This is a genomic window from Curtobacterium sp. 8I-2 (assembly GCF_902506155.1).
Taxonomy (GTDB): domain Bacteria; phylum Actinomycetota; class Actinomycetes; order Actinomycetales; family Microbacteriaceae; genus Curtobacterium; species Curtobacterium poinsettiae.
In genome coordinates, this window is the sequence record NZ_LR732827.1 from 2747953 (window position 1) to 2760747 (window position 12795).

Below are 12795 nucleotides of genomic sequence, written 5' to 3' on the forward strand. Positions count from 1 at the left end.
CACATGGCCCTCCGCACCCTCGAGGACCTCGGCGACCTCGCCGGCAAGCGTGTCGTCGTCCGTTGTGACCTGAACGTCCCGCTCAAGGACGGCACCATCACGGACGACGGCCGCGTGCGGGCGTCGCTGACCACCCTGAACACCCTCGTCAACGCCGGCGCGCGCGTCATCGTGATCTCGCACCTGGGTCGCCCCGACGGGGAGCCCAAGCCCGAGTTCTCGCTCGCGCCGGTCGCCCAGCGGCTCTCCGAGCTGCTCGGCAAAGAGGTCACGTTCGTCGGCGAGACCGTCGGCGACGAAGCGACCGCCGCGGCCGAGGCCCTCGAGGACGGCGACGTCCTGCTGCTCGAGAACCTCCGGTTCAACCCGGAGGAGACCTCGAAGGACGCCGCCGCGCGGAGCGCCTTCGCGGACCGCATCGCGGCCCTCGGTGACGCCTTCGTCTCCGACGGCTTCGGTGTCGTACACCGCAAGCAGGCCTCGGTCTACGAGCTCGCGTCCGCGCTGCCCAGCGCGGCCGGGTCGCTCATCGAGACCGAACTGCGGGTGCTCGAGCGGCTGACCACCTCGCCGGAACGGCCGTACACGGTCGTGCTCGGCGGGTCGAAGGTCAGCGACAAGCTCGGTGTCATCGACCACATCCTGCCGAAGGTCGACACGCTGTGCATCGGCGGCGGCATGCTCTTCACCTTCCTCGCGGCCCAGGGCCACGGGGTCGCGAAGTCGCTGCTCGAAGCCGACCAGCTCGACGTCGTCCGCGAGTACCTCTCGCGTGCGAAGGAGCTCGGCGTCACCATCGACCTGCCGACCGACGTCGTGGTGGCATCCGGCTTCGCGGCCGACGCCGACCACGAGACCGTCGCGGCGGACGCCATCGAGTCCTCGTCGTTCGGAGCGGACGGCATCGGCCTCGACATCGGCCCGGAGACCGCAGCGCGGTTCGCCTCGGCCGTCTCGGGTTCGAAGACCGTGTTCTGGAACGGCCCGATGGGCGTGTTCGAGTTCCCGGCCTTCGCCGCCGGCACGAAGACCGTCGCGCAGGCGCTCACCGAGGTCGACGGCCTCGGCGTCGTCGGTGGTGGCGACTCCGCTGCCGCCGTGCGCTCGCTCGGCTTCTCGGACGACCAGTTCGGCCACATCTCGACCGGTGGCGGTGCGAGCCTCGAGTTCCTCGAGGGCAAGTCGCTGCCTGGTCTCGAAGCACTGGGGTGGACAGCATGACCCGGACTCCGTTGATCGCGGGCAACTGGAAGATGAACCTGGACCACCTCCAGGCCATCGCCACGGTGCAGAAGCTCGCGTGGACCCTCAAGGACGCCCGGCACGACTTCGACGACGTCGAGGTCGCGGTCTTCCCGCCGTTCACGGACCTGCGGAGCGTGCAGACGCTCATCTCGGCCGACAAGCTGCCGATCCACTTCGGTGCGCAGGACCTGTCGCAGTTCGACTCCGGTGCCTACACCGGTGACGTCTCCGGCGCGTTCCTGGCGGCGCTCGACGCCCAGTACGTCATCGTCGGCCACTCCGAGCGGCGCACGCTGCACGGTGAGACCGACGAGGTCGTCGCGGCGAAGACCGCAGCGGCAGTCAAGCACGGCCTCGTCCCCGTGGTGTGCGTCGGCGAGACCGGCGAGCAGCGTGAGGAGCGCGGCGCCGGTGTCGTGCCGGTCGAGCAGCTCCGCGTCGTGCTCGACGCGGTCAAGCCGGCCGACATCGTCGTGGCGTACGAGCCGGTCTGGGCCATCGGGTCCGGCCAGGCGGCCACGGCCGAGCAGGCGCAGGACGAGTGCGCGGCCATCCGTCGCGGCATCGCTGCTGCCTGGGGCGACCAGGCCGCTGCGGACACCCGGGTGCTCTACGGCGGCTCGGTCAAGTCCGGCAACATCGCGGGGTTCCTCCGCGAGCCCGACATCGACGGCGCGCTCGTCGGTGGCGCTTCGCTCGACGTGCAGGAGTTCGCGGCCATCGCGCGGTTCCGTCAGCACGTCGGGCTGTAGTCCACAGGCGTCGTCGCGGGCAGTCGTCCGCACCACTCCCGTCCAGGTACCGGCCGTGCTCCGCGCGGCCGGTACACTGGTACGGCTGACTGACACGAAAGGTACGTCGTGGCGATACTCTCCGTCGTGCTGCAGGTCCTGCTCGCAATCACGAGCCTCCTGCTCACGCTCCTCATCCTGCTGCACAAGGGCCGCGGTGGTGGCCTCTCCGACATGTTCGGCGGTGGGGTCACGAGCAACCTCGGTGCGTCCGGCGTGGCCGAGCGCAACCTCAACCGCATCACGGTGATCCTCGGTCTGGTCTGGATCGTTTCCATCATCGTGCTCGGTCTCATCAACAAGTTCACGGCGGGGGTCTGATCCATGGCAAGCGGAGGCAGTGCAATCCGAGGGTCTCGCGTCGGCGCGGGACCGATGGGCGAACAGGACCGCGGGGTCCAGGCCGAGCGCGTGGCGATCTCGTACTGGGACGCCCTCGGCAACGAGGTCGTGCGGTACTTCGCCGCCAACCTCCCCGACGAGGAGATCCCCGAGACGGTGGACTCGCCGTCGAGTGGTCTCCCGGCTGGGCGCGACAAGGAGAACCCTCCCGTGGTCTCCAAGACGGAGCCCTACAAGACCCACCTCGCGTACGTGAAGGAACGCCGCACCGAGGAAGAGGCAGCGCAGCTCCTCGAAGACGCGCTGCAGCAGCTCCGCGAGCGTCGCGGCACCGCGGCGAAGAAGGCGTAGCGCCCACACACTGACGAAGGCCCCCGCACCGGATGGTGTGGGGGCCTTCGTGCGTCCGTCCGTCGGGGGAGGAGGGCGCGCGGGGAGCCGGCTCGTCGAGTGGAGTGGTCACGACATGCCGCCTGCGGTGCGCCGGGGTTGCACGTTGTGTCGCCTGCGGCGCGCGCGGGCGACAGTTCGTGACCGCCCGGTATCGCGACGGCGGGGCGTCGTGACCGCGCGCGGTGGTCGCGACCACTGACGGACAGGAGGCCCGGTGCCAGCTGGCACCGGGCCTCCTGTCCGTCAGGAACGCGCGTCTAGTACGTCGACGCGATCAGGTTCTCGGGGACGTCGCGGGCGGCGTCCTGGTCGACGAAGAAGACGGTGCGCTTGCGGCCCTGCACGCCTCCGACGGGGACGTCGTCGACCGACGCGCCGGCGAGGGCGAGCCCCAGCACCGACGCCTTCTCGGCGCCGGACAGGATGACCCAGACGCGCTGCGAGGCGTTGATCACCGGGTAGGTGACGGTCAAGCGCTGCGGCGGCGGCTTGGGGGAGTCGTCCACCGACACGACAGCGCGGTCGGTGACGGTGAGCTGCGGGAACTCCGGGAAGAGCGACGCGGTGTGTCCGTCCGGGCCGACACCCAGCAGGGTGATGTCGAAACGCGGAGCAACGGCACCCTCGGGCGCGGCGTCCTGCAGCTCACGCTCGTACTGGCTCGCAGCGGCCTCGATGTCGAGCCCGCCGTCCGAGGCCGGCATCGGGTGGATGTTCGACGCGGGGATGTCCACGTGGTCGAAGAAGTCGGTCTGCGTGCCGGTGGTGTTGCGGTCGGCGTCGTCCGACGGGACCCAGCGCTCGTCGACCCACCAGACGTGCACCTTCGACCAGTCGACGCTCTCGCGCGCCGGCGACTGGCCGATCGCGGCGAGGACGAGGGACGACACCGAGCCACCGCTGATCGCGATGTCGGCACGCTCCTGCTCGTCGAGCACGTCGATGATCTTGGTGATGAAGCGTGCGGCGACCGAAGCGCCGAGGGCCTGCTTGTCGGGGTGCACGAGCACCCGCCGTTCGTTGGTCACGTGACTCCCGTGTTCGTGGCGGCCGACCGGTCGTCCGACCGCCTTCGGTCCGGTCGGGCCGCCTGCACCAGACAGACGGCCCGACCGTGTGGGGTGTGGATCAGCGGGCGATGGTCTCGCGCAGCTGGGGCACCCCGTGCTTGACGACGTCTCCGAAGAGGACGTCCGGGTCGAGTCTACGGAGTTCCTCGGCCAGGCAGTCACGCAGGTTGCGGCGTGGCAGCGACAGGTCGTGCGTCGGCTGCCCGGGCATCGAGAGCGTGGCGACGTCCACCAGGGAACGCTCGAGCTCGATGGTCCCGGACTCGCGGACGAGCTTCACGCCGTGGATACCGCTCGACCCCGTCGCACGGGGCGACGTGACGACGGACACCGGCACCTGGAGCTGCAGCTGCAGCCAGGCGGCGAGCAGGATCGTCGATGGGCTGTCGGACGCTCCGGAGACCTCGACCGCGGTGATCGGCTCGTACGGCGGCTGGTCGAGCGCCGCGGCGAGCTGGTTCCGCCACAGGGTGAGACGGGTCCAGGCGAAGTCGGTGTCACCCGGCACGTAGGACGCGCCGAGGGCCTCGATCGCACCGTTCGGGTCCTTCTGCGCGGCAGCGTCGGTGATCCGGCGCTGCGCGATGCGGCCCAGGGCCGACGCCGCGGGCTGCTCCGGCGCCGTCTGCGGCCACCAGGCCACGACGGGTGCGTCCGGCAGCAGGAGCCCGGTGACCAGGCTCTCCTCGTCGGTCGCGGTCTCGCCGTACGCACGGAGGACGATGACCTCGCTCGCACCCGCGTCGCTGCCGACACGGATCTGCGCGTCGAGGCGCCCGGGGGACTTCGTGTCACCGCTGTTCTTCGAGACGATGATCACGCGCATCGGGTGCTCGCGGGACGCTTCGTTCGCCGCCTCGATCGCCTCTTCCTCGTGGCCGAGGGCCGTCGAGATGATGAGGGTCAGCACCCGGCCGAGGGCGACGGCGCCGCCCTCTTCGCGGATGCGGACGAGCTTCTTCTGGATCTTCGACACCGTGGTGTCGGGCATGTCGATCTTCACGGACGCCTCCAGGTCCGACCGTCGCGGGCGAGCAGGGCATCGGCGGATGCCGGACCCCACGTGCCGGGACGGTACTGCTCGGGCTGGCCCTGCGTGGCCCAGAACTCCTCGATGGGGTCGAGGATCTTCCAGGACAGCTCGACCTCCTGGTGCCGCGGGAACAGCGGCGGGTCACCGAGGAGCACATCGAGGATGAGTCGCTCGTACGCCTCGGGGGATGCCTCGGTGAACGCGTGGCCGTAGCCGAAGTCCATCGTCACGTCGCGCACCTGGGTGCCGACGCCCGGGACCTTCGAGCCGAAGCGGAGCGTGACGCCCTCGTCCGGCTGGACGCGGATCACCAGGGCGTTCTGCCCGAGCGGGGACTGCGAGTTGCCGTAGACGTCCTCGGGGACGCGCTTGAACACGATCGCGATCTCGGTCACACGACGGCCGAGACGCTTGCCGGCGCGCAGGTAGAACGGGACGCCCTGCCAGCGACGCGTGGCGATGTCGAGCTTGATCGCCGCGTAGGTCTCGGTGCCGGACTCGGGGTCCATGCCGCCTTCCTCGAGGAAGCCGAGCACCTTCTCGCCGCCCTGCCACCCACCGGCGTACTGCCCGCGGGCGGTTGCGGTGGAGAGGTCCTCGGGCAGACGCACGGCGGAGAGCACCTTCTCCTTCTCGGCGCGCAGGTCCGCGGCCTTGAACGAGACGGGCTCCTCCATCGCGGTGAGCGCGAGGAGCTGCAGCAGGTGGTTCTGGATGACGTCGCGCGCCGCGCCGATGCCGTCGTAGTACGCGGCTCGTCCGGCGACGCCGATGTCCTCGGCCATCGTGATCTGCACGTGGTCGACGTAGTTCGAGTTCCAGATGGGTTCGTACATCTGGTTCGCGAACCGGAGCGTCAGGAGGTTCTGGACGGTCTCCTTGCCGAGGTAGTGGTCGATGCGGAACACGTCGTCGGGAGCGAAGACGCTCTCGACGATCGCGTTGAGCTCGCGCGCGGTGCGGAGGTCGGAGCCGAACGGCTTCTCGACGACCACGCGGCTCCAGGAGCCCTCGCGCTTCTCGGTCAGCCCGGACAGCTTGAGCTGCTCGGTGACGACCGGGAACATCTTGGGTGGGATGGACAGGTAGAACGCGTGGTTGCCCAGCGTCCCGCGCTCGGCGTCGAGGTCGTCGACGGTGCGCTTGAGCTCGCGGAACGCCTCGGGGTCGTCGAACGAGCCCTGCACGAAGCGGATGCCCTGTTCGAGCTGACGCCAGACGTCCTCGTCGAACGGGGTGCGGGAGTGCTCCTTGACGGCGTCGTGCACGAGCTGGGAGAAGTCTTGGTCCTCCCAGTCGCGACGAGCGAACCCGACGAGCGCGAACCCCGGGGGCAGGAGCCCTCGGTTGGCCAGGTCGTAGACCGCGGGCATCAGCTTCTTGCGTGACAGGTCGCCCGTCACACCGAAGATGATGAGCGTGCTCGGTCCCGCGATCCGGTTCAGTCGACGATCCGTCGGCAGCCGGAGCGGGTTGTGCTCCGGGGTGATTGCCACCGGTGACATGAGTCGGTGAACTCCTTACGAGTCAGGGGGAGACGGCGGCCGCGATCGCCGCGGTGGCGGCGAGGACGTCCGACGTGGTGAGGGTGAGGACCGGTCGGCCGTGTTCGGCGAGGACACTCGCGTCACCGGCCGCCTGGGCCTGGAGGAGCTGCCCGAACGTGAACGGCCGACCCGGGATCGCCAGGTCCTCGGCTTCGTCGGCCACGATCTGCAGGAACACTCCCGTTGCGGGGCCGCCCTTGTGGTACTGGCCGGTCGAGTGCAGGAACCGCGGGCCGTACCCGAAGGTGACGGGGCGTTCCGTGCGCGCCGCGATCGCGTCGCGCAGCGACTCGAGGCCGCTGTTCGCGGTGCGGTCGACGTACGCCTGCACCGACACGTAGCCGGTCGGGTCGAGTGCGGACACCAGGCCCGACACGGCTTCCGAGAGCGTCGCACCGATGGCGAGTCCGGGCGTCGCGCGGACGGCGATGCCGTCCTCGGAGAACGCCGGCTCAGCCGCGGCGGGGCGGTCGTCGAGCAGTGCGCGCGTCGCGACCTTGGCGGCCTCGACGTCGGGCTGGTCGAACGGGTTGATGCCGAGCAGGCGACCGGCGACCGCGACGGCGTACTCCCAGACGAGGATCTGGCCACCGAGCGTGCCGGTGATCTCGACCTCGCCCTCGGCCACGTGACGCTCGTCCTCGCGCGAACCGACCAGGCGGATGACCTGGACGTCGGGCAGGCCGGCGGTGACCTCGGGGGAGTCCGCGTGCAGCACGACGGGCAGCAGGCCGCGGCCGTCCTTGCCGGTCGACTCCGCGATCAGCTGTTCGACCCAGTCGCCGAAACCGACGATGTGCGTGCCGTCGGGCACGATGGCGATCTTGTCGCGCAGCGGCTCGGTGCCGGCGAGGACCGCACCGAGCACGAGCCCGGGGTTCTCGTCCAGGTCGACCGAGAGCAGCGCGGAGATGGCGTCGGCTTCGTCGAGGAGCTCGGCGATGTCCGCTCCGGCGAGACCGGACGGCACGAGGCCGAAGGCGGTGAGCGCGGAGTAGCGGCCGCCGACGGTGGGGTCGGCAGTGAAGACGCGGTACCCGGCGTCGGTCGCGGCTGCCTCGAGCGCGGAGCCCGGGTCGGTGACGACGACGATGCGGCCGGCCGGGTCGATGCCGGCGTCGCGGAACGCCTGCTCGTAGACCCGGCGCTGCGAATCGGTCTCGAGCGTCGAACCGGACTTCGACGAGACGACGAGCACGGTGCGCTCGAGGTCGGTCGTCACGGCAGCGTGGACCTGCGCGGGATCGGTCGAGTCGAGGACCGTGAGGGGGACACCGGCCGTGCGCGTGATGACCTCGGGTGCGAGCGACGAGCCGCCCATGCCGGCGAGGACGACGTGGTCGACCCCTTCGGCACGGAGCGACTCGCGCAGCGCGGTCACCTCGGCGACGAGCGGGCGGGAGACCGAGACGGCCTCCACCCAACCGAGGCGCTTCGACGCCTCGGCCTCGGCGGTGGCTCCCCACAGATCGGCGTCCTGGGCGGTGATGCCCGAGGCCACCAGGTCAGCGACGAGCCGCGGGACCACCTGTTCGATGGCCCGCGCGGCGTCGCCGCTGGCTGCGATGGAAACCGTCACTACTTGGCGCCCTCGAGCGCTGCCTTGACGGTGTCGACGAGCTCGCCCCAGGAGACGTTGAACTTGTCCACGCCCTCCTTCTCGAGCAGCGCGACGACCTCGTCGTAGTCGACACCCTGCGCGGCGAGCTGGTCGAGGACCTGCTGCGCCTGGTCGAAGGTGCCGGCGATGGCGTCGCCGTGGATCTCACCGTGGTCGAACGTGGCGTCGAGCGTCTTGCCCGGCATCGTGTTGACGGTGTTCGGGGCGGCGAGCTCGGTCACGTAGAGCGTGTCGGGGAGCGACGGGTCCTTGACACCGGTCGAGGCCCAGAGCGGACGCTGCGTGTTGGCACCGGACTCGAGCAGGCCCAGGGCGCGCTCGGAGGCGAACGCCTCGGTCCAGACCTGGTAGGCGAGCTGCGCGTTGGCGATGCCGGCCTTTGACTTCAGGGCCTTGGCCTCGTCGGTGCCGACGGCGTCCAGGCGCTTGTCGATCTCGGAGTCGACGCGCGACACGAAGAACGACGCGACCGAGTGGATCTTGGAGAGGTCGTCGCCGGCGGCCTTGGCCTTCTCGAGCCCACCGAGGTAGGCGTCGATGACGGCGCGGTAGCGCTCGAGCGAGAAGATCAGCGTGACGTTGACGGAGATGCCCGCGCCGATGACCTCGGTGATCGCCTCGAGACCCTCGAGCGTCGCCGGGATCTTGATGAGGACGTTCTCCTTGCCGACCTTCTCGAACAGGAACTTGGCCTGCTCGATGGTCTTGGCGGTGTCGTGCGCCAGACCCGGCTCGACCTCGATCGAGACGCGGCCGTCGAAGCCCTTGGTCTCGTCGTAGATCGGCTTGAAGACGTCGGATGCGTTCGCGACGTCCTGCGTGGTGATCGCGAAGATCGCGTCGGTCACGTCGGTGCCCGCAGCGGCGAGCTCCTTGACCTGCGCGTCGTAGCGCTCGCCCTTGGCGAGGGCCGACGCGAAGATCGTCGGGTTCGTCGTCACACCGACGACGTTCTTCTGCTCGATGAGCTCGGTGAGCTTGCCGGTCTCGAGGAGCTCGCGGGAGAGGTCGTCGAGCCAGATGCTCACGCCGACCGCGGAGAGGGCGGCGGTGGGGGTGTTCTCAGCCATGTGTTTCTCTTCTTCTTTCATCGACGGGTCCGTGAGGACCGTGAGTCGGGGTTTCGGGGACGGGAGGCCCGTGGCGGAACCGAGCCGGGCCTCCCGGAAGAAGGGCCGGATCCGGAAACCGGACCCGGCCCTTGCAGGTCAGGAAGCTGCGATCGATTCCTTCGCGGCGGCCACGACGTGCTCCGTCGTGAAGCCGAACTCCTTGAAGAGCGTCTGGTAGTCGGCCGAGGCACCGAAGTGCTCGATCGAGACGCTGCGGCCCTTGTCGCCGACGATGTCGCGCCAGCTCATGGCGATGCCGGCCTCGACCGACACGCGAGCGGTGACGTCCTTCGGGAGCACCTGGTCCTGGTAGTTCTCGGACTGGGCGCGGAACCACTCGATCGACGGGGCGCTCACGACGCGGGCGTTGATGCCCTCGGCCTTGAGCTGCTCGCGAGCCTCGACCGCGATCTGGACCTCGGAACCGGTCGCGATGAGGATGACGTCCGGGGTGCCGTTGGGCGCCTCGGCCAGGACGTAGGCACCCTTGGCGACGTTCTTCGCCGAAGCGAAGACCTCGCCCGAGGCGTCGCCCTCGCCACGCTCGAACACCGGCAGGTTCTGACGGCTCAGCGCGATGCCGGCCGGGCGGTCGGTGTGCTTGAGCATCTCGAGCCACGCGTACGCGACCTCGTTGGCGTCGGCCGGACGGACGACGTCGAGACCCGGGATCGCACGCAGCGACGAGACCTGCTCGATCGGCTGGTGCGTCGGGCCGTCCTCGCCGAGGGCGACGGAGTCGTGGGTCCAGACGTAGATCGCCGGCGCCTGCATGAGCGCGGCGAGACGGACCGCCGGACGCATGTAGTCGCTGAAGATGAGGAACGTGCCGCCGAAGGGGCGGGTGTTCCCGTGCAGGACGATGCCGTTGAGGATCGAGCCCATGGCGTGCTCGCGGATGCCGAAGTGCAGCACGCGGCCGTACGGGTCGGTGCTCCACGTCGAGGTCGAGGCCTCGGCCGGACCGAAGGACTTGGCACCCTCGATCGTGGTGAGGTTCGACTCGGCGAGGTCGGCCGAACCGCCCCAGAACTCGGGCATCAGCGGCGCGATGGCGTTGATGACCTTGCCGGAAGCGGCACGGGTCGAGACGGCCTTGTCCGCCGGGAAGACCGGGAGCGCTGCTTCGAGGCCCTCCGGGAGCTCCTTCGACTGGACGCGGTCGAACAGTGCCTTCTTGTCGGCGTTGGCTGCGGCCCACGCGTCGAAGGACTTCTGCCACTCGGCGTGCTCGGCCTGGCCCTTGGCGACGGCGCCGCGGGTGTACTCGAGGACCTCGGGAGCGACCTCGAAGGTCTTGTCGGTGTCGAAACCGAGGATCTCCTTGAGGCCCTTGATCTCGTCGGCGCCGAGCGCTGAACCGTGGATCTTGCCCGAGTTCTGCTTGGTCGGCGACGGCCAGCCGATGATCGTCTTGAGGACGATGAGCGACGGCTTGTCGGTGACCTGCTTGGCGGCCTCGATCGCGGCGTGGAGCTCCTCGGCGTCCTCGGAGTACTCGCCGTTCTTCTTCCAGTCGACGATCTGGACGTGCCAGCCGAGCGCCTCGTAGCGCTCGGGGACGCTCTCGGAGAACGCGATGTCGGTGTTGTCCTCGATCGAGATCTGGTTCGAGTCGTAGAACGCGATGAGGTTGCCGAGCTGCTGGCGACCGGCGAGCGAACCCGCTTCGTTGGTCACGCCCTCCTGCATGTCACCGTCGCCGGCGATCACGTAGGTGAAGTGGTCGAACGGCGACTGACCGGCCGGGGTCTCCGGGTCGAACAGGCCGCGCTCGAAGCGCTGGGCGTAGGCGAAGCCGACCGAGGACGCGAGGCCCTGGCCGAGCGGGCCCGTGGTGATCTCGACACCGTCGGTGTGGCCGTACTCCGGGTGACCCGGGGTCTTCGAGCCCCACTTGCGCAGGTGCTGCAGGTCCTCGAGCTCGAGCCCGTAGCCGTGCAGGTAGAACTGCACGTACTGGAGGATCGAGGCGTGACCGGCGGAGAGGATGAAGCGGTCGCGGCCGATCCAGGTGGCGTCGCTGGGGTCGCGACGCATCACCTTCTGGAAGAGCAGGTGGGCGAGCGGAGCAAGGCTCATCGCGGTGCCGGGGTGACCGTTGCCGGCGGCCTCGACCGAGTCGGCGGCGAGAACGCGGGCCGTGTCGACGGCCTTCCGGTCGATGGCGTCCCAGGTGAATTCAGCCACTTGGATGTTGACCCTTCTTGATGCGACATGTGCGAGGGCTCGTGCCATCGCACGGACATGTGGCCATCCCGGGGCCGAGTCGTGTCGCCGTCTAGCGGCGGCCGACCGGCTCATCGCGGCCGACGTCATCGGGGCGCGCACTGCGGGAGGGCGTGTCCAGCATAGTGACCGGGTACTCAGAAGGGGTTCAGGTGACCCCCGATGTTCACACCGGGGTGGCCGACGACGGTCGATCCGGGCGTGTCGAACGCGTCCGGATCACGCCGGGATGTCGGAGCGGGGCACCGTTGCGGCGCTTCCATCCCGTAAACTGATCGGGACCCGTGGACATTCCGGGTCAGCGCATGCCCGGACGCCGCCGCAGTCGTCCACCGAGTGTGCGAGCTGATGCGAACAGACTGAGGTTCCCTTGCCGACTGCCACCGTGACCCGGCCCGACACCGATCGACCCCGATCGCCGCTGTCCCGCAAGGTCCGTGCGTACGTCTCGTTGACGAAGCCGCGCGTGATGGAGCTGCTGCTCGTCACCACGGCCCCGACGATGTTCCTCGCCGAGCGCGGCGTCCCCGACCTGTGGCTCGTCTTCTGGACGATGCTCGGCGGAGCGATGTCGGCCGGTTCGGCGTCGGCCTTCAACTGCTACATCGACCGCGACATCGACCGGCTCATGAAGCGGACGAGCACCCGGCCGCTGGTCACCGGCGAACTCTCGGACCGTGAAGCCCTCGTGTTCTCGTGGATCCTCGGCGTCCTGTCGACAGCGGTGCTCGGCTTCCTGGTGAACTGGCTCGCCGCGGCGCTCAGCGTCATCGCGATCCTGATCTACGTGTTCGTCTACACGCTGTGGCTCAAACGCCGCACGCCGCAGAACATCGTCTGGGGTGGCTCGGCCGGCTGCATGCCCGTGCTCATCGGCTGGGCGGGTGTCACCGGGTCGCTGACGTGGACCCCCGTCATCCTGTTCATGGTGATCTTCCTCTGGACGCCGCCGCACTACTGGCCGCTGTCGATGAAGTACCGGGACGACTACGACGCCGCCGACGTGCCGATGCTCGCCGTCGTCCGTGGTCGGACCGTCGTCGGCCTGCAGGTCGTCCTGTACGCCTGGGCGACGCTCGTCTGCTCGCTCCTGCTCATCCCCGTCGGGCACATGGGTCCGCTGTACACGGTGGTCGCGCTGGCCGGTGGCATCTGGTTCGTCGTCGAGTCGCACCGCCTGTACTCGCGGGCGATCCAGCACGTCGAGCACGTGCATCCGATGCGGGTCTTCCACAGCTCGATCACGTACCTGACGCTGCTCTTCATCGCGGTGGGCATCGACCCGCTGCTGCCGCAGGTCTTCACTTTCTAGGGCGGTCGCGCCGGCGCCGCCGCAGGCGCGTGCTCGGTCCGCAGGACGCCGTCGTGTCCGGTTGACGCCGTCGTGTCCGCAGGACGCCGTCGTGTCCAGT

The 12795-nt window shown here is 69.5% G+C and carries 11 protein-coding genes; 5 read left to right on the forward strand and 6 right to left on the reverse strand.

The genetic code is table 11. The annotated features are described in order from the left end of the window. The first annotated feature begins 3 nt into the window (after positions 1-3). The 4 genes from BOSE127_RS16670 (at position 4) to BOSE127_RS16685 (ending at position 2729) form a co-directional block, all read left to right on the forward strand. The gene (locus BOSE127_RS16670) at positions 4-1221 is read left to right on the forward strand and encodes a phosphoglycerate kinase (RefSeq protein ID WP_017887254.1); all 1218 of its coding nucleotides are present in this window, start codon (positions 4-6) and stop codon (positions 1219-1221) included. After that, positions 1218-1997: a triose-phosphate isomerase gene (gene tpiA / locus BOSE127_RS16675; RefSeq protein ID WP_031259782.1), complete on the forward strand. Its 780-nt coding sequence runs from the start codon at positions 1218-1220 to the stop codon at positions 1995-1997. The genes BOSE127_RS16670 and tpiA overlap by 4 nt, the downstream gene beginning before the upstream one ends. A gap of 108 nt (positions 1998-2105) precedes the next feature. Then, positions 2106-2357 carry a preprotein translocase subunit SecG gene (gene secG, locus BOSE127_RS16680; protein WP_017887256.1) on the forward strand — a complete coding sequence of 84 codons (252 nt, stop codon included), beginning with the start codon at positions 2106-2108 and terminating at the stop codon, positions 2355-2357. A 3-nt stretch (positions 2358-2360) separates the two neighbouring features. Continuing rightward, positions 2361-2729, forward strand: coding sequence for an RNA polymerase-binding protein RbpA (locus BOSE127_RS16685; RefSeq protein ID WP_027465686.1), 369 nt, complete (start codon positions 2361-2363; stop codon positions 2727-2729). A 299-nt stretch (positions 2730-3028) separates the two neighbouring features. Here BOSE127_RS16685 and pgl read toward each other — a convergent pair whose 3' ends face one another. The 6 genes from pgl to tkt form a co-directional block, all read right to left on the reverse strand. After that, on the reverse strand, positions 3029-3799 hold the full coding sequence (gene pgl, locus BOSE127_RS16690) for a 6-phosphogluconolactonase (RefSeq protein WP_017887258.1): 771 nt from the start codon (positions 3797-3799) through the stop codon (positions 3029-3031). A gap of 100 nt (positions 3800-3899) precedes the next feature. Next, the gene (locus BOSE127_RS16695) at positions 3900-4844 is read right to left on the reverse strand and encodes a glucose-6-phosphate dehydrogenase assembly protein OpcA (RefSeq protein WP_027465684.1); all 945 of its coding nucleotides are present in this window, start codon (positions 4842-4844) and stop codon (positions 3900-3902) included. Continuing rightward, positions 4841-6379 carry a glucose-6-phosphate dehydrogenase gene (zwf, locus tag BOSE127_RS16700; RefSeq protein WP_017887260.1) on the reverse strand — a complete coding sequence of 513 codons (1539 nt, stop codon included), beginning with the start codon at positions 6377-6379 and terminating at the stop codon, positions 4841-4843. Before zwf ends, BOSE127_RS16695 begins: the two co-directional genes overlap by 4 nt. Before the next feature lie 22 nt (positions 6380-6401). Continuing rightward, positions 6402-8000 (reverse strand): hypothetical protein, encoded by a 1599-nt coding sequence (locus BOSE127_RS16705; protein WP_017887261.1) that lies wholly within the window; start codon positions 7998-8000, stop codon positions 6402-6404. Next, complete coding sequence (gene tal / locus BOSE127_RS16710) at positions 8000-9112, reverse strand: transaldolase (RefSeq protein ID WP_159558051.1); 1113 nt, start codon at positions 9110-9112, stop codon at positions 8000-8002. Before tal ends, BOSE127_RS16705 begins: the two co-directional genes overlap by 1 nt. A gap of 138 nt (positions 9113-9250) precedes the next feature. After that, a complete protein-coding gene (tkt, locus tag BOSE127_RS16715) occupies positions 9251-11344 on the reverse strand; it encodes a transketolase (RefSeq protein ID WP_017887263.1) in 2094 nt (697 codons plus the stop codon). A gap of 424 nt (positions 11345-11768) precedes the next feature. Between tkt and BOSE127_RS16720 the strand changes: the two genes are divergently transcribed. Further along, positions 11769-12695, forward strand: coding sequence for a heme o synthase (locus BOSE127_RS16720; RefSeq protein ID WP_017887264.1), 927 nt, complete (start codon positions 11769-11771; stop codon positions 12693-12695). Positions 12696-12795: the final 100 nt, after the last annotated feature.

What these genes read in the sequence shown, in the direction of transcription:
- BOSE127_RS16670 (WP_017887254.1), top strand. Translation starts at nt 4, where the DNA reads ATGGCCCTCCGCACCCTCGAGGACCTCGGCGACCTCGCCGGCAAGCGT.
- tpiA (WP_031259782.1), top strand. Translation starts at nt 1,218, where the DNA reads ATGACCCGGACTCCGTTGATCGCGGGCAACTGGAAGATGAACCTGGAC.
- BOSE127_RS16685 (WP_027465686.1), top strand. Translation starts at nt 2,361, where the DNA reads ATGGCAAGCGGAGGCAGTGCAATCCGAGGGTCTCGCGTCGGCGCGGGA.
- zwf (WP_017887260.1), bottom strand. Translation starts at nt 6,379, where the DNA reads ATGTCACCGGTGGCAATCACCCCGGAGCACAACCCGCTCCGGCTGCCG.
- tal (WP_159558051.1), bottom strand. Translation starts at nt 9,112, where the DNA reads ATGGCTGAGAACACCCCCACCGCCGCCCTCTCCGCGGTCGGCGTGAGC.